Source organism: Achromobacter sp. FW305-C-30-7, assembly GCF_058783105.1.
Window position 1 is genome coordinate 1331911 of sequence record NZ_JBYSYI010000001.1, and the last position, 25289, is coordinate 1357199.

At 67.8% G+C, this 25289-nt stretch carries 25 protein-coding genes; 8 read left to right on the plus strand and 17 right to left on the minus strand.

Annotated elements, in window-relative coordinates:
* Positions 1-5: 5 nt before the first annotated feature.
* The 5 genes from AC3WOB_RS06175 to AC3WOB_RS06195 all read right to left on the minus strand — a co-directional run bounded on the left by AC3WOB_RS06175 (position 6) and on the right by AC3WOB_RS06195 (position 4919).
* A complete protein-coding gene (locus AC3WOB_RS06175) occupies positions 6-890 on the minus strand; it encodes a branched-chain amino acid ABC transporter permease (RefSeq protein WP_013395821.1) in 885 nt (294 codons plus the stop codon).
* Positions 891-909: 19 nt separating this feature from the next.
* Complete coding sequence (locus tag AC3WOB_RS06180; protein WP_492274520.1) at positions 910-1815, minus strand: hypothetical protein; 906 nt, start codon at positions 1813-1815, stop codon at positions 910-912.
* A 15-nt stretch (positions 1816-1830) separates the two neighbouring features.
* Complete coding sequence (locus tag AC3WOB_RS06185; RefSeq protein ID WP_013395819.1) at positions 1831-2760, minus strand: ferritin-like domain-containing protein; 930 nt, start codon at positions 2758-2760, stop codon at positions 1831-1833.
* A gap of 64 nt (positions 2761-2824) precedes the next feature.
* Complete coding sequence (locus tag AC3WOB_RS06190; protein ID WP_013395818.1) at positions 2825-4006, minus strand: ABC transporter substrate-binding protein; 1182 nt, start codon at positions 4004-4006, stop codon at positions 2825-2827.
* Between the two features lie 73 nt (positions 4007-4079).
* Positions 4080-4919 carry a GntR family transcriptional regulator gene (locus AC3WOB_RS06195; RefSeq protein WP_492274521.1) on the minus strand — a complete coding sequence of 280 codons (840 nt, stop codon included), beginning with the start codon at positions 4917-4919 and terminating at the stop codon, positions 4080-4082.
* A gap of 101 nt (positions 4920-5020) precedes the next feature.
* Between AC3WOB_RS06195 and AC3WOB_RS06200 the strand changes: the two genes are divergently transcribed.
* The gene (locus tag AC3WOB_RS06200; protein ID WP_492274522.1) at positions 5021-6310 is read left to right on the plus strand and encodes a hypothetical protein; all 1290 of its coding nucleotides are present in this window, start codon (positions 5021-5023) and stop codon (positions 6308-6310) included.
* 36 nt (positions 6311-6346) lie between these two features.
* Positions 6347-7984, plus strand: a complete 1638-nt coding sequence (locus AC3WOB_RS06205; RefSeq protein WP_492274523.1) for an acyl-CoA synthetase — start codon at positions 6347-6349, stop codon at positions 7982-7984.
* A 22-nt stretch (positions 7985-8006) separates the two neighbouring features.
* On the opposite strand, the gene AC3WOB_RS06210 is transcribed toward AC3WOB_RS06205, so the two are convergent.
* The 6 genes from AC3WOB_RS06210 to AC3WOB_RS06235 all read right to left on the minus strand — a co-directional run bounded on the left by AC3WOB_RS06210 (position 8007) and on the right by AC3WOB_RS06235 (position 14912).
* Complete coding sequence (locus AC3WOB_RS06210) at positions 8007-9398, minus strand: DUF1501 domain-containing protein (protein WP_492274524.1); 1392 nt, start codon at positions 9396-9398, stop codon at positions 8007-8009.
* Positions 9395-10960 (minus strand): DUF1800 domain-containing protein, encoded by a 1566-nt coding sequence (locus AC3WOB_RS06215; protein WP_492274525.1) that lies wholly within the window; start codon positions 10958-10960, stop codon positions 9395-9397. The genes AC3WOB_RS06210 and AC3WOB_RS06215 overlap by 4 nt, the downstream gene beginning before the upstream one ends.
* Before the next feature lie 100 nt (positions 10961-11060).
* Entirely contained in the window at positions 11061-11765 is a 705-nt protein-coding gene (locus AC3WOB_RS06220; protein ID WP_013395812.1) for an SDR family oxidoreductase, read from the minus strand.
* Positions 11766-11784: 19 nt separating this feature from the next.
* Positions 11785-13119: a PQQ-dependent sugar dehydrogenase gene (locus AC3WOB_RS06225; RefSeq protein ID WP_492274526.1), complete on the minus strand. Its 1335-nt coding sequence runs from the start codon at positions 13117-13119 to the stop codon at positions 11785-11787.
* A gap of 63 nt (positions 13120-13182) precedes the next feature.
* Positions 13183-14526, minus strand: coding sequence for a ferredoxin reductase family protein (locus AC3WOB_RS06230; protein ID WP_492274527.1), 1344 nt, complete (start codon positions 14524-14526; stop codon positions 13183-13185).
* Between the two features lie 74 nt (positions 14527-14600).
* Complete coding sequence (locus AC3WOB_RS06235; RefSeq protein WP_492274528.1) at positions 14601-14912, minus strand: PepSY domain-containing protein; 312 nt, start codon at positions 14910-14912, stop codon at positions 14601-14603.
* 220 nt (positions 14913-15132) lie between these two features.
* On the opposite strand from AC3WOB_RS06235, the gene AC3WOB_RS06240 reads away from it, so the two are divergent.
* The 3 genes from AC3WOB_RS06240 to AC3WOB_RS06250 are packed head-to-tail and all read left to right on the plus strand — an operon-like array spanning position 15133 to position 17467.
* Positions 15133-15432: a PepSY domain-containing protein gene (locus AC3WOB_RS06240; protein ID WP_492274617.1), complete on the plus strand. Its 300-nt coding sequence runs from the start codon at positions 15133-15135 to the stop codon at positions 15430-15432.
* Complete coding sequence (locus AC3WOB_RS06245) at positions 15432-16094, plus strand: response regulator transcription factor (RefSeq protein WP_013395807.1); 663 nt, start codon at positions 15432-15434, stop codon at positions 16092-16094. The genes AC3WOB_RS06240 and AC3WOB_RS06245 overlap by 1 nt, the downstream gene beginning before the upstream one ends.
* A complete protein-coding gene (locus AC3WOB_RS06250; RefSeq protein WP_492274529.1) occupies positions 16091-17467 on the plus strand; it encodes an ATP-binding protein in 1377 nt (458 codons plus the stop codon). Before AC3WOB_RS06245 ends, AC3WOB_RS06250 begins: the two co-directional genes overlap by 4 nt.
* Positions 17468-17482: 15 nt before the next feature.
* On the opposite strand, the gene AC3WOB_RS06255 is transcribed toward AC3WOB_RS06250, so the two are convergent.
* The 4 genes from AC3WOB_RS06255 to AC3WOB_RS06270 all read right to left on the minus strand — a co-directional run bounded on the left by AC3WOB_RS06255 (position 17483) and on the right by AC3WOB_RS06270 (position 20272).
* Positions 17483-17911: a universal stress protein gene (locus tag AC3WOB_RS06255; RefSeq protein ID WP_013395805.1), complete on the minus strand. Its 429-nt coding sequence runs from the start codon at positions 17909-17911 to the stop codon at positions 17483-17485.
* Between the two features lie 16 nt (positions 17912-17927).
* On the minus strand, positions 17928-18353 hold the full coding sequence (locus AC3WOB_RS06260; RefSeq protein WP_492274530.1) for a universal stress protein: 426 nt from the start codon (positions 18351-18353) through the stop codon (positions 17928-17930).
* 148 nt (positions 18354-18501) lie between these two features.
* On the minus strand, positions 18502-19305 hold the full coding sequence (murI, locus tag AC3WOB_RS06265; RefSeq protein WP_492274531.1) for a glutamate racemase: 804 nt from the start codon (positions 19303-19305) through the stop codon (positions 18502-18504).
* Positions 19306-19351: 46 nt separating this feature from the next.
* Positions 19352-20272 carry a LysR family transcriptional regulator gene (locus tag AC3WOB_RS06270; protein ID WP_013395802.1) on the minus strand — a complete coding sequence of 307 codons (921 nt, stop codon included), beginning with the start codon at positions 20270-20272 and terminating at the stop codon, positions 19352-19354.
* Between the two features lie 125 nt (positions 20273-20397).
* Between AC3WOB_RS06270 and AC3WOB_RS06275 the strand changes: the two genes are divergently transcribed.
* From AC3WOB_RS06275 to AC3WOB_RS06285, 3 genes are read left to right on the plus strand one after another with little or no spacing between them, the layout of a single operon-like run.
* Positions 20398-20976, plus strand: coding sequence for a chromate transporter (locus AC3WOB_RS06275; RefSeq protein WP_013395801.1), 579 nt, complete (start codon positions 20398-20400; stop codon positions 20974-20976).
* Entirely contained in the window at positions 20973-21497 is a 525-nt protein-coding gene (locus tag AC3WOB_RS06280) for a chromate transporter (RefSeq protein WP_492274532.1), read from the plus strand. The genes AC3WOB_RS06275 and AC3WOB_RS06280 overlap by 4 nt, the downstream gene beginning before the upstream one ends.
* 34 nt (positions 21498-21531) lie before the next feature.
* A complete protein-coding gene (locus AC3WOB_RS06285) occupies positions 21532-22218 on the plus strand; it encodes a DUF1345 domain-containing protein (RefSeq protein ID WP_492274533.1) in 687 nt (228 codons plus the stop codon).
* An 83-nt stretch (positions 22219-22301) separates the two neighbouring features.
* On the opposite strand, the gene AC3WOB_RS06290 is transcribed toward AC3WOB_RS06285, so the two are convergent.
* Both AC3WOB_RS06290 and AC3WOB_RS06295 read right to left on the minus strand, forming a co-directional pair.
* On the minus strand, positions 22302-23420 hold the full coding sequence (locus AC3WOB_RS06290; RefSeq protein ID WP_492274534.1) for a methyltransferase: 1119 nt from the start codon (positions 23418-23420) through the stop codon (positions 22302-22304).
* A 138-nt stretch (positions 23421-23558) separates the two neighbouring features.
* The gene (locus AC3WOB_RS06295; protein ID WP_013395797.1) at positions 23559-25226 is read right to left on the minus strand and encodes an OFA family MFS transporter; all 1668 of its coding nucleotides are present in this window, start codon (positions 25224-25226) and stop codon (positions 23559-23561) included.
* Positions 25227-25289: the final 63 nt, after the last annotated feature.

Here is a 25289-nt window from a genome sequence, read left to right on the forward strand (position 1 = left end):
CCCCTTCAGACCTTGTTGATTTCGGCTTTGCCCAGCAAGCCCTGGGGACGGTAGAACAGCACCAGCAGCAGCACGATGAAGGACAGCGCGTCCTTGTACTGCGAGGAGATCAGGCCGCCTCCCAGCGCCTCGATCACGCCCAGCAGCAGGCCGCCGAGCAAGGCGCCCTGCAGGCTGCCCAACCCGCCCAGCATGGCTGCGCTGAAGCCCTTGAAGCCGAGCATGGTGCCGTGGTCATAGGAGGTGAAGGTCAGCGGCGCGATGATCACGCCGGCGATGCCGCCGGCCAGTGCCGCCAGCACGAAGGCCACCGTCACCGAACGCCGCACGTTGATGCCGACCAGGGCGGCGGCGTCGCGGTCGATGGCCGTGGCGCGCAGGGTCTTGCCCAGCAGCGTGCGCTCGAAGAAGAAGTGCGTCCCCAGCATGAAGACCAGCGCCACGCCCATCACCCAGAAGCTTTGCGGCGGAATCTGCGCGCCCGCCAGCGGCACGGGCGCGTCGCCGGAAAACGCGGGATAGCCCATGGGGGTCTTGCCCAGCCCCAGCATCACCAGGCTCTTGGTGCAGATGGCCAGGCCGATGCTCAGCAGCGTCACCAGCAGCGGCGCGGGCTTCTTCAGTGGATGGATCACCAGGCGTTCGGACAGGCCGCCCGCCAGGGCCACCAGGGCTACCGCCGCCAGACAGGACAGCCATAGCGGCAGTTCGGCCACCGCGTAGCAGGCCGCCGCCACCATGCCGCCCATCATGACCCATTCGCCCTGGGCGAAGTTGATGGCGTCGGTGCTCTTGAAAATGACGTTGAACCCCACCGCCACGATGGCGTAGATGCTGCCGGTGGTGATCCCGGCGACGAGCAGTTGGACGATTTGCGCGGACATATCCATGGCGGGGTTCCGTGCTGGCTCAGTTGGGCCGGCGCGCAGCCAGCGCGATGCCCGGCAGTTCGACGCCGAATTCGGCCAGACGCCGCGTCACCGTTTCCAGGTACGACCACAGGATCTCGTATTCCTTGTCTGCGGATACGGCGCCCAGGCCGGCTGCGGCCGTCAGGGCGTTGGCCTGGCTTTCGGGACCATCGGGTTCGGCCAGCCAGGGGCAGTGATAGCCCCGCAGTTCGACCTCGTTCAGATAGCCCGACACGGCCCCGGCCACGGCGTTGCGGTCGGCGTCGGACCAGGCGGCGGCGCGTTCCGCGACGTAGAGCCAGCCGAAGGTGGCGTGGCGTTCCTTGGCCTGCACGCACTGCTCCAGGATGCGGCGCGCCACGGGCTCGCGGGCGTTCTCCAGGTAGGCCCGGAACAGTTCGAGTTCCAGTCCGTCTTCGACCGCCGCGTGCGCGGTGAAGAAGGCGTCGGCATGGCAGGCGGCGTCCAGCACCTGGCGGTGCCGGCATTGGTTGAAGATGGCTTCCTGCTGCGGGCTGGGCGGGCGGTTCAGGTAGCCGCCCAACAGCGTGGCGTAGCGGTGGAAGCACTCGATCTGCCAGGCTTCCTCGGTGTTGCGCACGGTGAGGAAGTACTTGGGATCGGATTCGCGGCCGCTCTCCAGGCACAGGCGCACCAGCAGTGCCGGCGTTTCGCTCAAGCCCGCGTATTCCACCCAGGCGCGGCGGCTCCAGGTCAGGCGGGCCGCGTCACGGGTCCGGGCGTCGAGCGCGCCGATGTCGAAGCTGGCCCAGGGAATGTCGGTTTCGGGCGCCCAGCGCTGCTGCTTGCCGGTTTCGTACAGTTCGCGGATCGAGGTGATGGACTGCTTGAGCGTCAGCGGGAAGCGGCGCTCAACGGGAATTCTGGTCGTAGCTGCGTTCATGACAGGTCCTTGGATTCAGAATTCGCCGATCTTCGGGTGATGCAGCAAGGGCAGGTGCACGCCCCAGGGCTCCATCTGGCGCCGCACGCGCTGCACCGTTTCCACGAACAGGGGCTTCTCCAGTTCCTCGACCGTGGAGCCCAGGCCGGCTTCCCAGGTGACCCGGTCCACCTCCATCTCGGCGCGCGAGGCCGGGTTGTCGGGCGCCAGCCACGCGCTGTGGTAGCCGTTGAGCTCGACTTTTTCCATCATGTTGATCACGGCGTTCTCCACCACCTTGATCTCGGCGGGCGACATCTGCGGAATGCGGTGGTCGAGGAAGCGCCAGCCGAACGCGCAGTGCCGCACCTCGTCGCGCATAATGCGGGCGCAGATCTGCTTGGCGACGGGATCGCGGGTGATCTCCACCAGGTGGCGGAAGACGTCGAACGCGATTTCCTCGGCGGCGCAGACCAGGGCCGCAAGGATCGCCTCGACCGACACCTCGGGGTCCAGCGCCATCTTGCGCACGCCGTGGGTGGCGACCGAACCCTGGTACGCGGCCTGGGCCGGCTGTTCCATGTAGCCGCCCAGGGCTTCGGCCATGCGAAAGCAGGCCTCCGCGTGGCGGCTTTCTTCCTGCGAGCGGATGGTGAAGAACAGCCGCAGGTCGGGCTCGCACTTGTCGTGGCAGAAGCGGATCTGCAAGGCAGGGCTTTCCGAAATGGCGCCGTACTCGCTCCAGGCGCGGCGGCTCCAGTACTGTCGGGCCGCATAGCGCTGTTCAGGCGTGTACTGCGAGGCATCGAACAAATGCCAATCGATGTCGGTGCGCGGGTCCCACTGCTTGACCGTCGCCAGGTGGTAGAGATCGCGGATCTTGGGGATCCGGGTGTCCAGGTCCAGCGGAAAGATGCTTTCCGGATCGTCCAGGATGGTACGCGGCTCGGCGCTTGCTACGTTCATGACTGCACTCCCAGGTTTGCCGCGCCGGCGGCGCGCGTGAGTGGAGGTTGCGGAGATGGACTGCTTACTTGTAGTCGGCCAGCCGGAATTGACCGTCCCGGTAGCCGAGCATGACGATGTCGTCCTTGTCCAGGCCGGAGTGGCGCTGGGGCGAGAAATTGAAGACCCCGCCCACGCCCTGGTAGCCGGTGATGGCGGTCAGCTGTTCGCGGGTCTTTTCCTTGTCGCCGCCGCTTTTTTCCAGGGCGGCGCGGGCCAGCATCATGGCGTCGTAGGTCTGGGCCACGAACTGGTTGGGCTTGCGTTTGTAGCGGGCCTCGAAGCGCTTGCTGAGGTCCACGATGCGGGTCTTGATGGGATCGGCATCGGGCAGATCCTGGCCCACCGGGAACTTGACGCTGACCAGCAGCAGGTCCTTGACCGAGTCGCCCGCCAGTTTCATGTAGCGCTGGTCGACGAAGCCGTAGCTGTGCACCAGCGTGAGCTTGTCCAGGCCCAGTTGCTGGGCCTGCTTGATGAACACCACGCCAGCCGGGGTGACCGTCCAGCAGATGATGGCCTGCACCGACGCGTTCTTGATGCGCGTGAGCTGCGGGGTCAGGTCGGTGTCGGCGGGGTTGAAGGATTCATAGGTGATGTCGATGCCGCGCTTGGCGGCCAGCCGCTTCATCTGCTCGACGGCGCTCTGGCCGAAGCCGCTGTTGTCGGCCAGCAGGGCGGCGCGCTTGATGCCTTTCTTGTCGAAGTAGTCCAGCACCCGGTCGATCACCTGATCGTCGTCCACGGTACTCTTGAACACGTACTTGCGTTCCGCCACCGGCATCACGATCTGCATCGAGCCTTCGGTGGAAATGAAGGGGGTAGCGGCCTTGTCGACCATCGGCACCATGGCCATGGCGATGCCGCTCATGTTGCCGCCGCCGACGATGATGTCGACCTTGTCCTGGGACAGCAGGCGCTTGGTGGCGTTGATCGCCTTGGCGGTCTGGCTCTCGGCGTCGTAGAACACCCATTCGACCTTCTTGCCGCCGATGCCGCCGGCGGCGTTGATGTCGTCGATGGCCATTTCCATGCCGGCCTTCATGTCTTCGCCGAGGAAGGCGGCGGGACCGGTCACGGACAGGATGGACCCGATCCGTACCGCGTCCTGCGCGCTGGCGGCGTGCATGCCCAGCATCAGCGCGGCGGCCGGCAGCGCGATGGCTGCGCGCCGCGAGAACTCCAGAAACGTCTTTATGCAAGTCATGGTGCTACTCCTGTACCTGATGCGGGATTTGGGGTGTGCAGCAACTTCCACGAACAGCGAAAACGTAGTCGGGCTAGTCCCCTACGCCTGAGGGGTTGCGGAACTCGAGCGAGTCCGACACCTGGTCCGTCTTGCCTGCGCCGTTCTGCAGCGGCACGCGCACCGAGTACCGGACCTGGTCCGCGCGGTAGTGGGACAGGCCGGACATGACCGGCCGATCCTGTTTGTCGAAATACACGAGGTGCCGCGTCAGCACCGGGTCTCCGGGCAGCAGGCTGAGGTAGTCGGCATGTTCGGCCTGCACCGCGCCGCCTTCGATCTTGAGGTTGCCGTAGGCCAGCTCGACCTGGCGGCCGATCAGTTCCAGCAGGGAACCGGCCTCGGCCTGGCGGGCGTCGATGTGCGGGATGCGGTCGACGCGCACATAGCGGTAGTCGATCGAAATCGGCACCTGCTGAACCGTGCGCAGGCGCAGAATGCTCCAGACCGGCGTGCCCGGCGTCACGTCCAGCTCGCGCGCCACGGCGTTGGAGGCGGGCTCCTGGGCGCAGTGCAGCACCCGCAGGCTGAGGGGGCGGCCGTGCGCCGACCATTGGTCGATGAAGTCCATGGCCGGGCTGAACTGCTCGTCGATCTTGGGGGCGCAGACGAAGGTGCCGGACCCGCGGACCCGCCGCAGATAGCCCTCGTCCACCAGTTCCTGGATGGCCTGCCGCACCGTCATGCGGCTGACGTCGAATTGCTCGCTCAGCTCATGATCGGTGTGGAAGCGGTCGCTTTCCTGCTGCCAATTCAGGATCATCATCAGCACGCGCCGCTTGATCTGCACATAGAGCGGCAGAGGGGAGTCCCGGTCCAGCGCCACAGGGCTGGCGACGGGGGGCTCGCTGCGTACGTTCGTAATAGTGGACATGACAGCTGGGTTCCGGGATATGTATATAGGATTTGTATATTTGTCTAGTTAACTAGACTTTATGATATATTGATTTCGAAAGTCAAGTACGGATTAGCGATATGAATATTTCTACGCTCGACCTTGCGTTGGCACTCGCGCCCCATGGCCTGGATGCCGTCCTGTCCTTTGATCAGCCCGCGTCGCTGGACCGGGCGGACGTGCTCATATGGGATCCCGCCGGGCTGTACCCGGTGCTGGAGGCCGCCTGCGAACGCACCGATCCGCCGGTGTTGGGCGTGGGCGCCTCGGAATGGCTGCTGGCCACCAGCCGCCACTGGCGCGAGCAGTTCAAACGCCTGCTGGGCGCGGGCGGCACGCTGGTCGTCCTGGTTCCCGCGCCGCGCACGGTGGGCGTGCATACCCTGCAAGACATCCTTCCCTACGATTGGTCCGAGCCTCTCCTGCCCCGGACGGTGAGCAGCCAGGCGCTCGAGGGCGACGCCGCGCCACGGCAGGCGGGCGAGCCTTTCCGCACGCTCTTCACCGAAGCCGCGCGCTGTTTTCAGCCTGGCGCGACCTTGTCTGCGGCGCCGGGCGCGAGCATTCTGGAGACAGGGTCGGGCATGACGCTGGCCAGCTACGCCAGCGAACCGCCCGGCCGCCTGCTGCTGCTGCCGGCGCTGGCGCCGGGGTTGGCCCAGGACGAGGCGGGCGCGGCGCTGTTCCTGCGGGAATTGCGCCGCTGCATAGAACGCCTGGGCCAGCGCAGCGGCGTGCGCCTGGCGGCGTGGCTGGATCTGCAACGCGGCGCGGCGGATGAGCAATTGCATGCCCGCCGCGCGCAGTGCCTGCGCGAACGCCATGCGCTCGACCTGGAGCTGCAGGAACTGGATCGCGCGATGGCCGAGCGGGATTTCTTCAAGCAGCTGCTTGCCGGCGAAGGCCTGGGAGCGGGGTTGGCGGCCGCGGAAGTCTTCCGCCGCAAGAACGTGCCGGTCCATGCGGATTGGGTCGAGAAAGACCTGCACATCGTCGAACTCGACCAGCGCAACGTGCTGCTCAAAGTGCGTCTGGCGGATGAACCGCTGGATGCCGCGGCACTGCGCCGGCTCGAGCAAGCCCGCGCGCGGGTGGCGGATTATTTTTCCAAGCCGACTTCCATTCTGGTGGCGGACTGCGCCGACAATGCCTTGCCGCCGTCCGCGCGCGCGCCGCGCCGGAATGCCGTCCTGGAAGGCCTGGACGATGCCTACGTGCTGAACGGGCTGCACCTGTACGGCTGGCATCTGGAAACTTCCGGCGATAGCCCTGATCGCCTGCTGCGGCGTTTGATGCAGGCGGACGCGGACCTGAGCGATTCCCTGCTGCGCGCCACGCTGCGCGGCCTGTCCCCGCAAGCCGCCGCCTGAAGGGCGCGGTGAGCGCTACGCCTCTGTGAGACTCCGATGCCCGCCGACACACCCGACCATCATGTCCTGGATATCGCACGCAACAGCGCCAACCACCTGGCGCTTACTCCGCTGACATTCATCGAGCGCGCGGCCAAGGTCTATCCGGAGCGCACCGCCATCATCCACGGCGCGCTGCGCCAGAGCTGGCGACAGACCTACGCGCGCTGCCGCCAGCTGGCCAGCGGGCTGGCGCGCCTGGGCGTGCGGCCTGGCGATACGGTAGCCGTGATGGCGCCCAACATCCCGGCGCTGTACGAAGCCCATTTCGGCGTCGCCATGGCGGGCGCGGTGCTCAATGCCCTGAATACCCGGCTGGACGCGGAAACGTTGTCCTTCATCCTGGAGCACGGCGCGGCGACGGTGCTGCTGACGGACCGCGAGTACGCGCCGGTCATGGCACAGGCGTTGGCCAAGATTCGCAGGCCGATCCGGGTGGTGGACATCGACGACCCCGAGTACGGCGGGCCGGGCGAGCTGATCGGGGAAATGAGCTACGAGGCGCTGCTGGCGTCGGGCGATGCGCAGGCCGGATTCCTCTGGCCGGCGGACGAATGGCAGTCGCTGTGCCTGAACTACACCTCCGGCACCACCGGCAGCCCCAAGGGCGTGCTGTACCACCATCGCGGCGCTTACCTGAATGCGATGGGCAACGCCTTGGCCTGCGACATGCGCCAGCATGCCGTGTACCTGTGGACCTTGCCGATGTTCCATTGCAATGGCTGGAGTTTTCCCTGGACCATTGCGCTGCTGGCCGGAACCAACGTGTGCCTGCGGCGGGTCGAGGCCGGCGCCGTCTTCGATGCCATTCAGGCGCACGGGGTCGATTATTTCTGCGCCGCGCCGGTGGTGCTGGGCATGCTCATCAACAGCCCGCCAGAAATCAAACGCCGCACCGCGCGTCCGGTGCAGGTGCTTACGGGCGGCTCGCCGCCGCCGGCCGCCGTGATTGCGGCGATGGATGAACTGGGCATAGACGTGACGCACCTGTATGGCCTGACCGAGAGCTATGGTCCGTCGATCAGCTGCGCCTGGCACGAGGCCTGGAGCGATCTGCCGCTGGAGGAACAGGCCGCGCTCAAGGCGCGCATCGGCGTGCGCAAGCACACGATGGAACAGGTCCGCGTGCTGGATCCCGCCACCCTGGACCCCGTGCCGCCGGACGGCGTCACCGTGGGCGAAATCATGATGCGCGGCAACACGCTGATGAAGGGATATCTGAAGAACCCCCAGGCCACCGCCGAGGCCTTCGCGGGCGGCTGGTTCCATACCGGCGATCTGGCCGTGGTGCACCCCGATGGCTACATGCAGATCAAGGACCGTGCCAAGGACATTGTCATTTCCGGCGGCGAGAACATCTCGACGGTAGAGGTCGAGGATGCCTTGTACGCGCACCCCGCGGTGCTGGAAGCGGCGGTGGTGGCGCGGCCCGACGCCAAATGGGGCGAGACGCCCTGCGCCTTCGTCACGCTGAAGGACGGCTGCGCGGCAAGCGCGGACGAATTGACCGGCTTCTGCCGCACCCGGCTGGCGGGCTTCAAGGTGCCGCGCACCTTCGTGTTCGGCCCGCTGCCCAAGACCGCCACGGGCAAGATCCAGAAGTACCTGCTGCGCGAACAGGCGCGGCAGCTATGAGCCCGCCGCTGCCGGCGCGGCCCTAGGCGCGCGGCAGCAGGTCCAGCGCCTGCGCGTCGAAGCGCCGCAGGTTCGGGAACACCAGGCCCAGATCCTCGCGGCCAGCGCCGAACCAGGCGCCCAGGGACGCGCCCAACTGGTCCACGGCCAGGGTGGGCAAGAGGCGGCCGTTGTCGACGAAGCCAGGGCCGTCCAGGGCGATTTCCGGATGGCTGCCGTAGTAGCGGCCGCCCTGGACGGCGCCGCCCAGCACGAAGTGGTGCGAGCCCCAGCCATGGTCCGAGCCGTTGCCGTTGGAACCCAGGGTGCGGCCGAATTCGGATGCGGTGAAGGTGGTCACCTGGTCGGCCACGCCTATCGCCGACAAGGCCTGCTGGAACGCGGCCAGGGCCTGGCCCAGTTCCTTGAGCAGGGCGGGGTGGGTGTCGTTGAGGCCCGCGTGATTGTCATAGCCGTTCTGCGACACGAAGAAGACCTGGCGGCGCGCGCCCAGCGCCTGCCTGGCGGCGATGATGCGGGCGATGATCTTCAACTGCTGCGCGAGTGGCGATGAGAAATCGCCGGGCACGGCCACGTCCGCAAGCGCTGCGCGCAGGCGCGTGTCGGCGTCGATGGACTGCGCGGCGATGCGCGACATCTCGCGTTCCATCAGATGCTCGCGCGGCTGCGTGATCAGTTGGCGCAGCAAGGCGGTGCAGGCGCTGGAGCCATACATGTCGCGGGTCAGCAGGTCTATCTGCGTGGAACCATGGATGCCCACGCGGTATCCGGCGATCTTGCGCCCGGCCAGCAGCACGCTGCTGCCGCCCGCGGTAATGCCTGTGAAGGTGCGTTGCGCGTTGGCATCGGCGTACAGGTCCGTCAGCCTTCCGGCCCAGCCCGATGCGGCGCCTTCCGGCGCCAGCGCCTGCCAGTACGACTGCTGGTCGTTATGCGAGAACAGCTTGGGCGGCAAGGGCACGCGCGCGCCTATGTATTCCTGCTTGGACGTGGGCACGACCAGCGGGCCTATGTTCAGCAGCACCGCCATGTCGCCGCTTTCGTACAAGGGCTTGAGCGGCGCCAGCGACGGCGCCAGCGAGAACTGCACGCCGCCGGGCGCGGGCTGCTTGCCGCGCAGCGCGGTGGCCTGCAGGGCGTCGCGCGGCAGCGCGATGTCAGTGCGCGCCTGGGCATACGCCTTGTATGAAGCCGCGTCGTAGGGCACCAGCGAGTTGTAGGGGTCGTTGCCGCCATACAGGAACACGCAGACCAGCGCCTTGTAGGAAGAGGCTGGCGTCGATTGCGCCGCCGCCGCGCCCAGCGCCGCCAGGTTCAGCGCCAGCGGCGCGGCGGCCCCGGTGGCGCCCAGCGCGCAGGCGCGCAGCAGGAATTCGCGGCGACTGGTCTGCGCATCGGAGCGGGAGCTCTTCATTTCTGCACCAGGTATTCGGGGCTGGCGGCCACCAGCATGATAGAGGCGCGCACCCGGTCGCGCGGCCGGCCCGCGGGTATCGTGGCTACGGCGCGAGCGATGGCGGCGGCGGTCTCGGCGGAGTAGGCGTCGCCCGCCAGCAGCAGCGCCACCCGCGCCACCAGCGCGGACGGATCCTGGGCCAGCGCGATCTCGGCGCTGTAGGGGGTCTGCAGATCCTCCCAGCCCCGGTCCACATAAATGGCCAGGAAGTTCAGGTAGCCGGCGATGCTGGTCTCGTCGGTGATCTGCAGTTCCGGCGCCACCAGGTGCTGGCGCGCCAGTTCCGTCACGGGTGGCACGTAGCGCGGGCGGAAGAAATTGAAGACGCTGGCCGAACGCATCGGGCTCTGGGCCAGCCGGATCGTGTTGTCGGTGGTGTCCGGCATGGCCCAGGCGCCGTTGTTGGAGGTGGCGCCAAAAGCCCGCGCCCAGGCCGCAAAGCGCACGATGGGTTCGCGCACCTTGCCCCAGCCGGGGGCGGCCAGGTCGGGGTTGCGCGCCTCGGGGTCGAGCAAGACTGCGCGCACCACCGCCCTCAGGTTGCCGCGCGCGCCGGCGCCATCGTCGTTGAAGGCGGCGGACACGCGTCCGACATAGGCGCGGCTGGGATTGCTGGTGACCAGCCGCTGGATCAGTTGTGTGCCAATGAAGGGCGCCACGTTGGGGTGGGCGCAGATCACGTCCATGGCGCGCTTGAGCGACAGGTGGCCGTCGGTGCCCGCCGGCACCACCGCGCCCAGGAAGCGCTTTTCAGCCAGGGAATGCAGTCCGTTGTTCAGGGCCATGGGCCGGCGGTGGAACTCCACATCGGTTTCCGGGCCGTTGATGTCCCAGCCGGTGAAGACCTTGGCCAGGCCCTGCACGTCGGCATTGTCATAGGTTTCCACCGGCGCGCCGTTCACCATCCTGACGGCGCCGTCCGGCTCCAGCTCCAGCAGGCCGATGCTGAACAGCTGCATGACCTCGCGGGCGTAGTTCTCGTCGGGATGGCGGCCGGTCTTGGGATCTTCCTTGCGGTTGCCGCGATAGGTCAGCATGCAGCCCATGGACAGGTTGCGGGTCACGGCCGTCAGCAGCTGCTGATAATTGCCCAGGGCATGCTCGGCCAGCAGGTCCATGAAGCCGGCGGCGCCGAACAGCGGCCAGGACGCGGTGATCGACGACACGCCCACCACGAAGATCTCGGACAGCGCGAACGCCACCCGCGTGCGCACCTGGTCCGGCGCGGCGATGAACTTGCGCCATAGCGTGGATTCCAGGGGCGCGTTGATGCCGTTGCCCTTGAACTCCTCGGTGTTCTTTTTTTGTTGCAGCAGCCAATCGAAGTGGGTCTGCGACGGCGGCATGGCCAGCTGCGCGTCCAGCCAGGCCGCGTAGCCGTCGCGCACCACGGCGTCGATGTCGGCGGGCGTGGGGCCGAACGTGGCCTGCGCCAGGAAGCGCGAGGCCTGGCCCGGGGTGGGTTTGCGGTGGGAGAGATCGGCGGACTGCGGCGCAGCCGCTGACGGCGTAGCGGACATGCGCAGGCACCTCGTCGAATGCGAAAACCTACGGTACTGAAGCCCAGGGCGGGCTTCAATACCGTCATTCGGACGAGGGACTAGTCCAAAAGCATGGGATTCAGACCGAGCGCGTGATGCCGCCGTCGATGCGGATGTTCTGGCCGGTGATGTAGGAAGAGGCGTCGGAAGCCAGGAAGGCGATCAGATCGGCGACCTCTTCGGCGGTGCCGTAGCGACCCATCGGGATGCGCGTGCGGCGGTCTTCCTTTTCAGGCAGGCTGTCGATGAAGCCCGGCAGCACGTTGTTCATCCGCACATTGTGTTCGGCGTATTCGTCGGCGAACACCTTGGTGAAGGCGGCCAGCCCGGCGCGGAACACGCCAGACGTGGGGAACAACGCTTCCGGCTCGAAGGTGGCATAGGTCGAGATATTGACGATGGCGCCGGATTTCTGCTGCTTCATCACCGGCGCGACCAGGCGCGCGATGCGCACCACGTTCAGCAGGTAGAACTCCATGCCCAGGTGCCAGTCCTCGTCGCTGATTTCCAGCAGCGGACCCTTGGGGCCGTGGCCGGCGCTGTTGACTACCGCGTCGATCCTGCCCCATTTCTGCAGGGTGGCGTCCACCAGCCGCGCCAGGTCTTCGGGCGAGCGGTTGGACCCGGTGATGCCCAGGCCGTCCAGTTCCTGCGCCAGGGCCTCGCCCTTGCCGGAGGAAGACAGGATGGCCACGCGCCAGCCGTCGGCCGCCAGTTTGCGCGCCGCCGCCGCGCCCATGCCGCTGCCGCCGGCGGTGACGATCGCCACTTTTTCCGTGCTCATGCTCACTCCTGGTCTTGAATTATTGGGGAGCGGCCATTGTAGAAGCGGGACCGACCCGCCACACCACATTGCCGACGTCGTCCGCCACCAGCAGTCCGCCCTGGCGGTCTATGGCTACCCCTACCGGCCGCCCCTGGGCTTCGCCGCTTTGGTTCAGGAAGCCCGTCAGCACGTCGCGCGCGGCGCCATCGGGCTTGCCGTCGCGGAAGGGCACGAATATGACCTTATAGCCGCTGCGCGGATCGCGGTTCCAGGAACCGTGCTGGCCCACGAACATGCCGTCGGTGTAGGGCGCGGGCAGCTTGGAGCCACCCGACCAGGCCAACCCCAGCGAGGCCGTGTGCGGACCCAGCGCGTAATCGGGCACGATGGCGCGCGCAACCAGGTCCGGGCGCGGCGGCTGCACCCGGGTGTCGACGTGCTGGCCGAAGTAGCTGTAGGGCCAGCCGTAGAAGCCGCCGTCGCGCACCGAGGTCATGTAGTCGGGCACCAGGTCGCTGCCAAGCTCGTCGCGTTCGTTGACCGAGGTCCACAACGTCTTGCCGTCGGGCGCCCAGGCCATGCCCACCGGGTTGCGCAGGCCGGTGGCATACAGGCGCTTGTTGCCGCTGGCCACGTCGATCTCCCAGATGGCGGCGCGTCCCTCTTCGATGTCCATGCCGTTTTCGCCGACGTTGCTGTTGGAGCCTACCGACACATAGAGCTTGCTGCCGTCCGGGCTGGCCAGCAGGTTCTTGGTCCAGTGGTGGTTGATGCCGGCCGGCAGGTCGGTGACCTTCACGCCAGCGGCGCTGATCCGTTGCTGCCCGGCTTCATACGGAAAGCGGACCACGGCGTCGGCATTGGCCACGTAGAGCTGATTGCCGATCAAGGCCATGCCGAATGGCGAATTCAGGCCCTCCAGCAGCACGCTACGGGCGTCGGCGACGCCGTCGTGGTTGGTGTCGCGCAGCAGGGTGATGCGGTTGGCGCTGTCGGTCCTGGCGCCGGCGCGTTTCATGACCAGGCCGGCGACCCAGCCCTTGAATCCGCCCGAGGCCGATTCGGGCTTGGGCGGTGCATTGGTCTCTGCCACCAGCACGTCGCCGTTGGGCAGCAGGTACAGCCAGCGCGGATGGTCAAGGCCGCTGGCGAACTCGGTCACCGCCATGCCATCGGCGGCCACGGGATGCACGCCTGCGGGCCAGCCCACGGCCTTGGCGGTCTTCACGGTGGGTATGGTGGTGGGATTGGGGGCGGGCAACTGGGGCGACGGGCCCATGCCGGCCTCGACCGGCAGCGTGGCCATTTCGCCGCAGGCATTGAGGGTGGCGACGGCCATCGCGGCGGCCAGCAGAAGGCGTGGTGTGGGCATGATGCATGCTCCGGGGGGGGTGAGGTCCATCATACGCTTGGGCCTGCGCCGGCCCGGGGATGATCAGCGCATCTCGAACGCTTCCTGATGCCAGTGCACGTGCGCGCCGCCCAGCTTGCGCAGCCCGCGCCTGAGCGCATCCGCCAGGCCGGTGGGTCCGCAGAACCAGACGTCGGCGACGCGGCCCGCGGCCACCTCGCCCTGCGCCAGCGCGCCGGCCGTCAGCGTGTTGCCGTCACGCGCGCTGTGTATCGTCAGCGTCACACAGTCCAGCGCGGCGCAGCGCTCCCGCAGCAGCGGCACGAAGGGATCGGTCGCGGCGTCGCGCACGCAGTAGTGCAACCACACGCGCGGCGGCTGCGCCCGGCCGGCCTGCAACGCTTCCAGCCACGCGAGGAAGGGGGTGACGCCTATGCCGCCCGCAACCCAGACCTGCGCGGCGCCAGCCGCGTCGGGCTCCAGCTGAAAGCGGCCATAGGGTCCTTCCACGGCGACATCCTGACCGATGCGCAGCGTGCGGGCCAGCGTGCGGGTGTAGTCGCCCAGGGCCTTGATCTGGAACGTCACGCGGCGCTCGCCAGGCACGGGGGCGCTGGCGATCGTGTAGGGGTGGGCGCCTTCCTTGCGGTCGAAGGTGACGAAAGCAAATTGCCCCGCATGGTGATGCCGCCAATCGGCGTCGAGATCGCAGCTGACCTCCATGATGCCGTCCGGCTGGTGTGTCAGCGATACGATCTTTCCGCGCGCGCGGCGGCCGTGGCCAACGCGTCCCAGCAGCGCCACCAGCGCGGCATAGACGCCCGCGGCCAGCAGCGGAATCAGCAGCAGGCCCACGGGACCGCTCCAGTAGTACGCCGGCGCCAGCGCCACCGTATGGAACACCAGCGCCAGGAACAGCAGCGGCATGACGCGGTGCAGGAGGCGCCAGGCCCGATAGGGAAAGCGCCGCCACAGGGTGATCGCCAGCATGGCAAGCAGCAGGTAGATCGACCATTCGCCCAGGTCCTTGGCCACGCCGCGCGAGCCTTCGAACAACGCCAGCACGACGTCGCGGGCGGGACGGTTGCTCGCGTCCGCCAGGCCCTTCAGCGGGCCGCTGGCCAGCTTCAGCAGCCAGTGCGCGGCGCCGGCGCCCACCGCGAGCATGCCGGCCCATTTGTGCAGCCGGTAGATCTTGTCCATGCCGCCCAGCGGCCGTTCCAGCCATACCGGCCGCAAGGCCAACAGCATGATCAAGGCCATCAGCCCGATGGACCAGACGCCCGTGAGGTACAGGCCTTGCTGCCGCGCGATCCAGTACCAGGCGCCTGCGGCGGGCGGCTGCAGGATCAGCGCGTCCAGGCCCCAGGCCAGGGTAAGGGCAAGCAGGAAGCCGCCGAGGGCGGCGCCGGTTCCTATCGGTTTCATGATGACATCCATGTTGGGGCGCTCGGCCCGCCGGATGCGGGCGGAGCGTGGCAAGGCGCGATCGCGCGGGTGCTTCAGTCCTTGATCTTGCTGCGCAGGACGGCGCCGCTTTGAGCGTCGACCCGCAGCTTCACGCGCTGGCCTTGCGGGTTGTCGGCCTTGACGTCGTAGCGGCCGTGTTCGAGCTCGATCTCGGTGATGTTGCGGTAGCCTGCGGCGGTCAGCGTGTCGTAGACCTGGCGCACGGTCAGCGTCGCGTTGGCAGGCGCCGTGGCGGCGGGCTGGGTCGGCGTTTGCGCCGGCGTCTGGGCATGCACGGCGGCCGCGCCGGTGAGGGTTGCGGCGCCAAGCGCCAGGGCGGCCAGGGTGTTGCGGATTGCGGTCATGGAATGGCTCCTTGGTTGTTGCGGGTTGCCGGAATGGCGACCATGACCGCATTATTCGGTTGTGCGGATGAACCAATTCTGAAGCCGCCGTTCACGTGCCGTTCATTTTTCCGGCGCTATAACTGGGCGGAAAATCGCCTCTTATGGCCGACCCTGAATTGCGAAAGAGACCATGACCCGAGGAATGCGTACCCGAATCTGGCTGACCTGCGGCGCGCTGATGCTGGCGCTGGCTGTCGGCCCCAACGCGGGCCTGGCCGATGAAAATGACCATGAACAGGCGCGCCAGGCTTTGCAGGCCGGCAAGGTCCTGCCCTTGCGCTCGGTGCTGGACATCGTCGAGCGCGACTATCCCGGGCAGGTGGTCAAGGTCGAATTCGAGGAAGACGACGGCGAGTTCATCTACGAGATCCGGCTGCTGCAAAGCGGCGGCCGGCTGGTCAAGCTGAAGATCGACGCGCGCGACGGCAAGGTGCTGGGCGTGAAGGGGCGCGACATTCAATTCCGGGACAAGCACTGATGCGCATACTCGTGGTCGAAGACGAACCCACCCTGGCCACGCAATTGGCCGACGCCTTGCGCCAGGCCGGCTATACCGTCGATACGGCGGCTGATGGCGGGACGGCCCAATACATGGGCGCGGTCGAGACCTACGACGTGGTGGTGCTGGACCTGGGCCTGCCGGTCATGGACGGCCTGACCGTGCTCAAGCAATGGCGCGCCGGCGGCCAGGGCATGCCGGTGCTGATCCTGACGGCGCGCGACAACTGGCACGAGAAGGTCGCCGGCATCGATGCCGGCGCCGACGATTATCTGACCAAGCCTTTCCACATGGAAGAACTGCTGGCGCGGGTGCGGGCGCTGCTGCGCCGCTCCAGCAGCCATGCCAGCGCGCAATGGCGCTGCGGGCCGCTGATGCTGGACACGCGCCTGGCCAAGGTCACGGTGGACGGCCAGGCGTTGTCCCTGACCAGCCACGAATTCAAGGTGCTGGCCGTGCTGATGCAGCGCGCGGGCGAAGTCATTTCGCGCAGCGAGCTGACCGAGCACGTCTACGCCCAGGACCACGACCGCGATTCCAACACCATCGACGTGTTCATCGGGCGGCTGCGCAAGAAGCTGCCGCCCGACACCATCGAAACCGTGCGCGGCCTGGGTTATCGCCTGGCCTGCGCCGCATGATGCCGCAGGGCGCGCGCGCACCCGGCTCGCTGCGCTGGCGCCTGCTGGCCGGCACGCTGGCCTGGATCGTGGTCACGGTGGTGTTGGCCGGCTGGGGGCTGGGCAGCTTGTTCCGCCAGCACATCACCGAGCAATTGCGCGCCGAACTGACCTTGCATCTGAACCAGCTGACCGCCGCCGTGAATGTGGCTCCGGACGGCCGCCTGGTGGTATCGCCGCCGCTGAGCGATCCGCGCCTGGAGCAGCCACTATCCGGCCTGTACTGGCAGATCGACCGGCTCGACGAGCAGGGCCGCCCGGTGGCCGTGGGCGCGGCGCGCTCGCGTTCCCTTTGGGACCAGGTACTGGCGCTGCCCGCCGCCGACAACGCGGATGGCGTCTATGACATCGCGGGGCCGGAAAAGCACCGCCTCACCGCGTTGACGCGCATGCTGGAACCGGCCGAGACCGAGGCCGCGCCCTTGCGCCTGATCGTGGCGGCCGACAGCCAGGTGCTGGCTGAACCGATAGGGCGCTTCAACCACATGCTGCTGATTTCGCTGGGCGCGCTGGCGGCTGGATTGACCGTGGCGGCCGTGGTCCAGGTGATGGTGGGCCTGCGGCCGCTGGCAAGGCTCAGGCGGCAGCTGGCCCGGCAGCATGGCGGGGCCAGCGTGCGCATCGAGGGCAGTTTTCCCAGCGAAATCCAGCCCCTGGTCGATGATTTCAACCGCGTCCTGGCCGTCAACGCCGACATGGTGCAGCGCGCGCGCACGCAGGCCGGCAATCTGGCGCATGCGGTGAAGACCCCGCTGACGATCCTGGGCAATGCCGCGGCGCGCGAGGAAGGGCCGCTGGCGGCGCTGGTGCAGGAGCAGGTCGGCATGGCGCGCCGCCAGATCGACTATCACCTGGCGCGCGCCCGCGCCGCCGCGGCGTCCGACGCGGCCGACAGCCGCACGCCCTTGCGCAAGCCCATCGAGGGCCTGTTGCGGGTCATGCAGCGCCTGTATGCGCAGCGCGGATTGCAGCTGGAAATGCCCGAGTTTGCCGAGGGCCTGGTGTTCCGCGGCGAAGAGCAGGATCTGCAGGAGATGGTCGGCAACCTGCTGGACAACGCCTGCAAATGGGCCGAGCGCCAGGTGCAGGTCACTGCGTCGGCGGCGGACCCCGGCCAGTTGCTGATCCAGATCGACGACGACGGCCCCGGCATCGCCGACGATGAGCGCGAGCGGATCTTCCTGCGCGGCGTGCGCATGGATGAACAGCGCCCGGGTTCGGGCCTGGGATTGGACATCGTGCGCGACCTGGCCACTACGTATGGCGGCCAGGTGCGGGCCGAGCGCTCGCCTTTGGGGGGCTTGAGGGTGTCGCTGTGGCTGCCGGCCGCCTGAGGCCGGCGTGCGGATTTATTTGACCAGCGTGACCGGCGCTTCGGCCAGTTGCAGCACCTGGTTGGCGACCGAGCCGATCAGGATGTTCGCGAGTGTGCCGTTGCCGCGCGTGCCCATCACGATGCGTGCGCAGTTGTGGTCTTGCGCGTAGCCGGCGATTTCCGTGGCCGCATGGCCGAATGCGACGTGGCTGGTGTAGTCGGCGCCGGTCACGTCCAGCAGCTTGCGCGCCTCGTCCGTGGCCTCCTGGCCTTCGCGCAGGTAGAACTCGTCGATCATGTCCTGCGTGATCAGGCGCGACAGGCCGGCCCGGCCTTGCACGGGCGTCTGGACGTTGAGCAGATGGATGCGCGCGGCGCCGGCGCCTTGGGCCAGCTGGCGGGCATACAGGACGGCGCGGTTGGCGTTGTCGGAGCCGTCTACAGGGACCAGGATGTTCAGCATGGATGCTCCTTGACGGTTACTTGACCAGAGTGACGGGCAACTCCGTCAGATGCAGGACGCGTGTTGCTACCGAACCCAGGAACCAGGACGACACCGAGCCCAGCCCGCGCGAGCCCATGTAGATCTCGTCGGCGCCGGATTCGTCGGCCACGCGCACGATGGTCTCGGCCGCCGCGCCTACTTCGACGCGCGCCTGGAAGGGCACGCCGGCCTGGGTCAGCAGGTCGCTGGCGGCCTGCAGCGCGTGGCGGCCTTCTTCCTCGTGATAGGCGTCGATCTCGGCCTGCGACAGGCCGCGGCCGATCTTGCCCGACTTCAGGGGGATCTGGACCGTGAGCAGTTCCACGCGTTCGACGGGGTCGTAGCTGCGGGCGTCGAGCAGGGCTTGGACCGCATGGACGGCGGGCTGCGAACCGTCCACGGGGATCAGGATGCGTTTCATGGGCGTCTCCTTGTGCGCGCCGCGGGCGGCGTTGTAGTCCACTGTATCCGAATTATTCGCCGAATCGGACTAGCGCGACATGCGCGGGATCAAACCGGGCGCAATCAGCGCGCAATCGGGGTCCGCTGGGCGCGCGGTCGACGCGTCATCAACGCCAGCGCGGCTCCAAAGTATGTGCGGCGGGCGCTTGTCCGAGCAGGCGTGGGGCCAGCGCGCTCAGCGCCTCGGCCGAGCCGCTGCTCTCCAGACGCAGGTCGCCCGGGCCGTCGGCGCGCAGCAGGCCGCGTTCCTGGAGCTGGTGACGCAGCCAGCGCGCCACGGGCGCACCGGTTTCCAGCAGCGGCACGCCGGGGCCGGCAGCCGCCTGGATCGCGTCGCGCAGGAAAGGAAAGTGGGTGCAGCCCAGCACCAGCACATCGGCGCCGGCTTCGCGCAGCTCCGCCACGGGAGCGCGCACCGCGGCCTCGGCCTCGGGGCCGCTGAGCACGCCTTGTTCAACCAGCCGCACCCATTCGGGGCAGGGCCTGAACAGGATGCGGACTTCGGGGGCCTGGCGCTGGACCAGCGCCGCGAATTTGGGGCTGGCCAGAGTGCCGGTGGTGGCGAACACGCCCACCACGCCGCTACTGGTCAGGTGCGCGGCGGGCTTGATGGCGGGTTCCACACCGATGATGATCAGTTGCGGATGGCGCTGGCGCAGTTGGGCGATGGCCGCCGCGGTCGCGGTGTTGCAAGCCACCACCATGGCCTTGGCCTGGCGCGACACGAAGTAATCGGCGATGGTGCTGGCGCGCTGCTCGACGTAGTCCTGGGTCTTTTCGCCGTAGGGCACATGGGCCGAGTCGGCCACGTACAGCAGGTATTCGTGGGGCAGCGCGTCGCGGATGGCGCGCAGCACGCTCAGTCCGCCGACGCCGGAATCGTAGATGCCTATGGGGGATTCTGAAAACATGGCTGCAATGCAGAGTGCGGGTGCGGGGCAGTGTAGCGCCGCGTGCTCAGGCCAGCGATTCCTCCCGCTGCCGGCGGGCCTCGTCGATCAGCTTGCGGGTCGCGCCTGACAGCGATTCGTCGCGCCAGATCAGGTTGAGCGGCGCGCGCAGTTCCGCGGGCTGGGTCAGGTTGACGTAGACCACGCCTTCGATGTTCACGCGGCGCAGCGACGCCGGCACCAACGACACGCCCAGGCCCGCCGCCACCAGGCTCAGGGTAGACAGCATGCGCGGCGCTTCCTGGGCCACACGGGGGCTGAAGCCGGCGGCGCCGCAGGCGGCGATGATGGCGTCATACAGCCCTGGCCCGCTGTGGCGGCGGTAGAGGATCAGGGATTCGTCGGCCAGTTCGGATAGCGCGATGCGCTTGCGCGACCGGCCCTTGACGGCCGGGTGATCGGCGGGAAACGCGGCCAGCATCGGTTCCTCCAGCACTGTCTCCACTACCACGCCGGGACCCAGCCCATAGGGGCCGCGGATGAACGCCACGTCCACGCGGCCCGCGCCCACGGCCTCCATCAGCTCCCCGGTGCTGCTTTCCTCCAGCACCAGCCGCACATTGGGAGCCGCTTCGCGAAAACGCCGGATGACGGACGGCACGAAGGGGTGGAAGGCGGCCGATCCGGTGAAGCCCACGGTCAGGCGTCCGGCCTCGCCCAGCGATACTCGCCGCACGCCTTCGACGGCCTGGTCCACCAGGGCCACGATGTTGCGCGCGTCGTCCAGCAGCGCGCGGCCGCTTTCGGTCAGCTCCATGCCGCGCGGCAGGCGGTGGAACAGTGTCACGCCCAGCTCCTGCTCCAGCACGCGGATCTGCTGGCTGAGCGGCGGCTGGCGTATGCCCAGCCGCGCTGCGGCCTTGGTCAGGTGGGATTCCTCGGCCACGGCCAGGAAGTAGCGCAACAGCCTCAAGTCTACGGATGCCATATTCAACCGATATGAATATATAGATAGTCATATATTAGACATTATCCTGGGCGAAGAGTAGGCTGCAATCTCGTCGTCTTCCCCTGTTCCACCCCGCGCCCCTTGTCCGGCGCCGGCATAAAAAAATGATGAACGCAGCACCTTCCATCCCCGAGGCCGATCTCCGGCCCGCGCCCACTTGCGGGCAATTGTTCTACGGATTCCTCATGCTCGGCCTGACGGCCTTCGGCGGCGCCCTGCCGCTGGCGCGCCGCATGGTCGTCGAAAAGCACCGCTGGCTCAGCGGCGCCGAGTTCACCGATCTGCTGGGCCTGTGCCAGTTCCTGCCCGGCGGCAACATCATCAACCTGTCGGTGGCGCTGGGCATGAAGTTCCGCGGCCCGCGCGGGGCCTTCGCGGCGCTGATGGGCCTGATCCTGGCGCCATCCGCCATCGTGGTGCTGCTGGGCATGGTGTACGACCGCTTCCAGAACGATCCGCACATCCAGCACCTGTTCGCCGGGCTGGCCGCGGCCGCCGCGGGCCTGCTGATCTCGATGGCCGTGAAGATCGGGCTGCCGGTGATCAAGCGCCGCGACTGGCTGGCCGGCGTGGTGGCCACGGCCTGCTTCATCGCCATCGCCGTGCTGCGCATTCCGCTGCTGCCGACCATGGCGGTGCTGACGCCGCTGAGCATCCTGATGGTCTGGAGGCAACGTCGATGATCCATACCCTGATTGCCCTGGCCCTGATCTTTTCCGAGCTGTCCGTGCTGGCATTCGGCGGCGGCAACACCATCCTGCCCGAGATGCAGCGCCAGGTGGTGGATGTGCATGGCTGGATGACGGCAGCGGACTTTTCCGCGCTGTTCGCCCTGGGGCAGGCCGCTCCGGGCCCCAACCTGATGGTGGTCACGCTGGTAGGCTGGCATGTGGCTGGCGGTCTGGGCATGCTGGTCACCACCATCGCCAAGTTCGGCCCATCGTCCATCATCACCGTGATTGCCCTGGGGCTCTGGGAGCGCTTCAAGGACCGCCCCTGGCGCGGGGTGATCCAGGCCGGCATCTTCCCCATGACCGTGGGGCTGGTGGCCGCGAGCGCGGCGCTCATCACCGAAGCCTCGGTGCATACCTGGCTGCTGGGCGTGATTACCGCCGTGGTCGCGCTGCTGGGCAGCGTCACCCGCATCCATCCGCTATGGCTGCTGTTCGGCGGCGCACTGGTCGGTTTGCTCGGCATCGGTTAGCGTTAGGGCCTGTTCACGTCTAAAGGAGCGCCGCATGCCGCCGCTCAAGGATTTCGATCCCGAGGACGACGCTGCTTCCGGCGCTGCCTTGCCGTTCTTCCACGCGCATCGGCGTCTGGTCGGGTGCGCTGCGCTGCTGCTGATCATGGCGGGCGGTCTGTACGCCCTGGGCGTACCCTGGGTCCTGGCGCTGTTGCTGGGATTCGACGCGGGGGCTCTGGTATTCCTGCTGATGACGGCCCGCGTGTTCGGCCGGACTAGCGCGGCGGCCATGCGCCAGCACGCGCAGCAGCAGGATGTCGGCCGCACGGGCGTGCTGTGGAGCAGCGTGGCGCTGTCCTGCGTGGTGATGATGGCGCTGTGGGTCGAGTTGCGGGGCGAGAGCGGCGTGGGTAGCGTACTGGCCATGCTGGCCGCCGCCGCGACCATCATCCTGTCGTGGCTCTACATGAACATGATCTTCGCGCTGCACTACGCGCATGGCTATTACGGCCATCGCAACGCCATGCACAAGGGACTGGATTTCCCGGGTACGGAAGATCCTGACTACTGGGACTTCGCCTATTTCGCACTGGTGCTGGGCATGACGTTCCAGGTATCGGACGTGCAGATCGTGAACCGGCGCTTGCGCCGCACCGCGCTGACGCATAGTGTCATCGCGTTTTTCTTCAACGTCTTCATCATCGCCATCAGCGTGAACGTGGCGGCGGGGCGGGCCTGACGGCGCGCCCCTGGGCCGTGGCTGGCCCGAAGCCATATCCGGGCCCGGCTATGCCGGATCGGGCCGTGTAAGGCCGTGCAGCCTCAGGCGGCGCCCAGGCGCCACAAGGACGTGACTTCCTTCGAGCGCGCCGCGTGCAGCGGGTCGCTCGCATCTTGCGCGCGGCCGTGCGTGGGCCGCGTGTCGATGCGCTCGATGACCTGCAGGCCGGCCTGGCTGATCATTTCCAGCAGCGCTTCGCGGCTGCGCAGGCCCAGGTGTTCGGCCAGGTCCGACAGAATCAGCCAGCCTTCGCCGTTGGGCGTCAGATGGGCCGCCAGTCCGTTCAGGAAGCCGCGCAGCATGCGGCTGTCGGGATCGTAGACCGCATGCTCGACGGGCGAGCTGGGGCGGGCGGGCAGCCAGGGTGGGTTGCAGACGATCAGCGATACCCGTCCCTCGGGGAACAGGTCCGTTTCTTCGACGTCGACCTGCTTGGACAGGCCCAGCCGCTCCAGGTTTTCGCGGGCGCAGGCCAGGGCGCGGGGATCCGTGTCGGTGGCGATGACGCGCTTGCCGCCGCGGCGTGCGATCACGGCGGCCAGCACGCCGGTGCCGGTGCCGATGTCGAAGGCCACGCTGCCGCGCGGCATCGGGGTGCGCGCCACCAGATCGACGTACTCGCCGCGCAGCGGCGAAAACACGCCGTAGTGCGGATGGATGCGGGCGTTCAGCGCGGGGATTTCCACGCCTTTCTTGCGCCATTCGAAGGCGCCGATCAGGCCCAGCAGTTCGCGCAGCGACGCGACATAGGGCTCGGCGGCCGGACCGTGGGCTTCCTCGCAGGCCAGTTGCGCGTCGGGCGCGCGGCGCAGCGGAATGCCGTGGCCGGCGTCGAACGGAATCAGCAGCATGCCCAGGATGCGGGCGCGTTGCGACTGGATCTGGCGGTGCTGGTTGAAGGCGTCCAGCAGGCTGTCCACGGGCTTGCGGGGGCGCTTGTCGACCCGCCGCGTCATGGCCTGCAGCAGTTGCCGCGCATTCTGGAAATCGCCGCGCCACAGCAAGCCGACGCCTTCGCAGGCCTGGCGGTAGGCCATGTCCGCCGTCATGGTGTCGTCCGCGACCACCACGCGCTTGGGTGGCGCGGCGCCGGATTCGGAGCGCCAGCGGGCGGAATGGGGGGTCTGGTTTTCTTCCCAGCGGATTTCAGGGACGGTCAACGTGTCGCTCCAGCAAGGCGGGGCGCGCGGGGCAGGGTGGTCATGGAGAAAGCAAAAAGAAGGGGCGCGGGCTGCCAATGTAGCAGCTTCACGCCCCGCCGCGGCAGGCGTGGCCTGCCGCGCCTGCCGTTGCCGGCCTTAGTGGAACAGCACCACCGCCTTCTGCAGGGTGATCCAGATGCCCCAGGCCAGCGGAATGCCCACGCAGGCCCAGGCGAATACCACCAGCGCCGCCGGCGTGCGGAACGTGGATGCGCCGACCCCATGCGTTTCGGTGGCGACCGCGCGTTCGTGCGCCAGCGCCTTTTCACGCGCCAGTTCTTCGTCGCTCATGAAGTACTTGGCGTTCACCGGCCGGATCGCCAGGTTGCACAGGAAGCCCAGCACCAGCATGCCCGCCAGGATATACATGGTGATGTCGTACACCTGGGCGCGCGGCACGCCGATGGACAACTGGTATTCGCGGATGTAGTTCACCAGCACCGGCCCGAAAATGCCCGCCGCCGACCAGGCCGTCAGCAGCCGGCCGTGGATGGCGCCCACCATCTGCGTGCCGAACAGGTCCGCCAGATAGGCCGGCACGGTGGAGAAGCCGCCGCCGTACATGGACAGGATGATGCAGAAGGCGGCCACGAACAGGGCCAGCGCGCCGATATGCGCGGTCCATGGGATGGCCGAATACAGCGCGAAGCCCAGCACGAAGAACACGAAGTAGGTGGTCTTGCGGCCCAGCTTGTCGGACAGGCTGGCCCAGAAGAAGCGGCCGCCGATGTTGAACAGGCTGAGCAGGCCGGTGAAGCCGGCGGCGATGGCGGCGATGGCCGCCAACTGGCTCTTGTCCAGCTGCGTGTAGCCCAGTTCAGGCTGGTTGATCAGGCCGCCGCCGAACACTTCCTGCAGCAGCGGCGAGGCCATGCCCAGGATGCCGATGCCCGCCGTGACGTTCAGGCACAGCGCCCACCACACCAGCCAGAACTGCGGCACGCCCCAGACGCGCTGCACGTGCACGTGGCCCTTGGTGATCATGGCGTTGCCGGCATGCTTGGCCGGGGCGGTCCAGCCTTCGGGCTTCCAGCCGGTAGGCGGCACGCGGTAGCCCAGCGCGCCCGACATCATGAAGACGAAATACACCGCGGCCATGGTCAGGAAGGTCTGCCAGACGCCGGGCGAATCGGGCGTGGCGAAGTGGCGCATCAGCAGGTCGGCCAGCGGCGCGCCTATCATGGCGCCGCCGCCAAAGCCCATGATGGCCATGCCCGTGGCCATGCCGCGGCGGTCGGGGAACCACTTGATCAGCGTGCTCACGGGCGAGATATAGCCCAGGCCCAGGCCGATGCCGCCGATGACGCCCGACCCCAGCCACAGCATCCACATCTGGTGCAAGTACACGCCGATGGCCGAGATGACCAGGCCGCCGCACCAGCACAGGGCCGACACCACGCCCGCCTTGCGCGGGCCGGCGCGTTCCAGCCAGCCGCCCCATAGCGCGGCCGAGCAGCCCAGCAGCACGAAGAACAGGGTGTACATCCACCCCATGGTCGAGATTTTCCAGTCGCAGTTGGTGGCGAACAGCTCGGCGACGAGGCTCATGTCCGCGGGGCAGGCCAGCGGCTTGGCGCCACCCACCACCTTGGACAGCGGCAGCCAGAACACCGAGAACCCGTAGGCCATGCCGATGCACAGGTGGATGGCCAGGGCGGCCGGGGGCACCAGCCAGCGCGAGAAGCCCGGGCCGGCGATGGTGCGTTCCTTGTCGAAAAATCCCGGCTTCGAACCGGGCAGGTCCAGCGTGGCAGTGCTTTGCATGTTGTCTCCTCTTTGGGGGCCGCTCGTTGGCGTGCGTGGTCCGGCATCCGGCCGGTCCCGCCG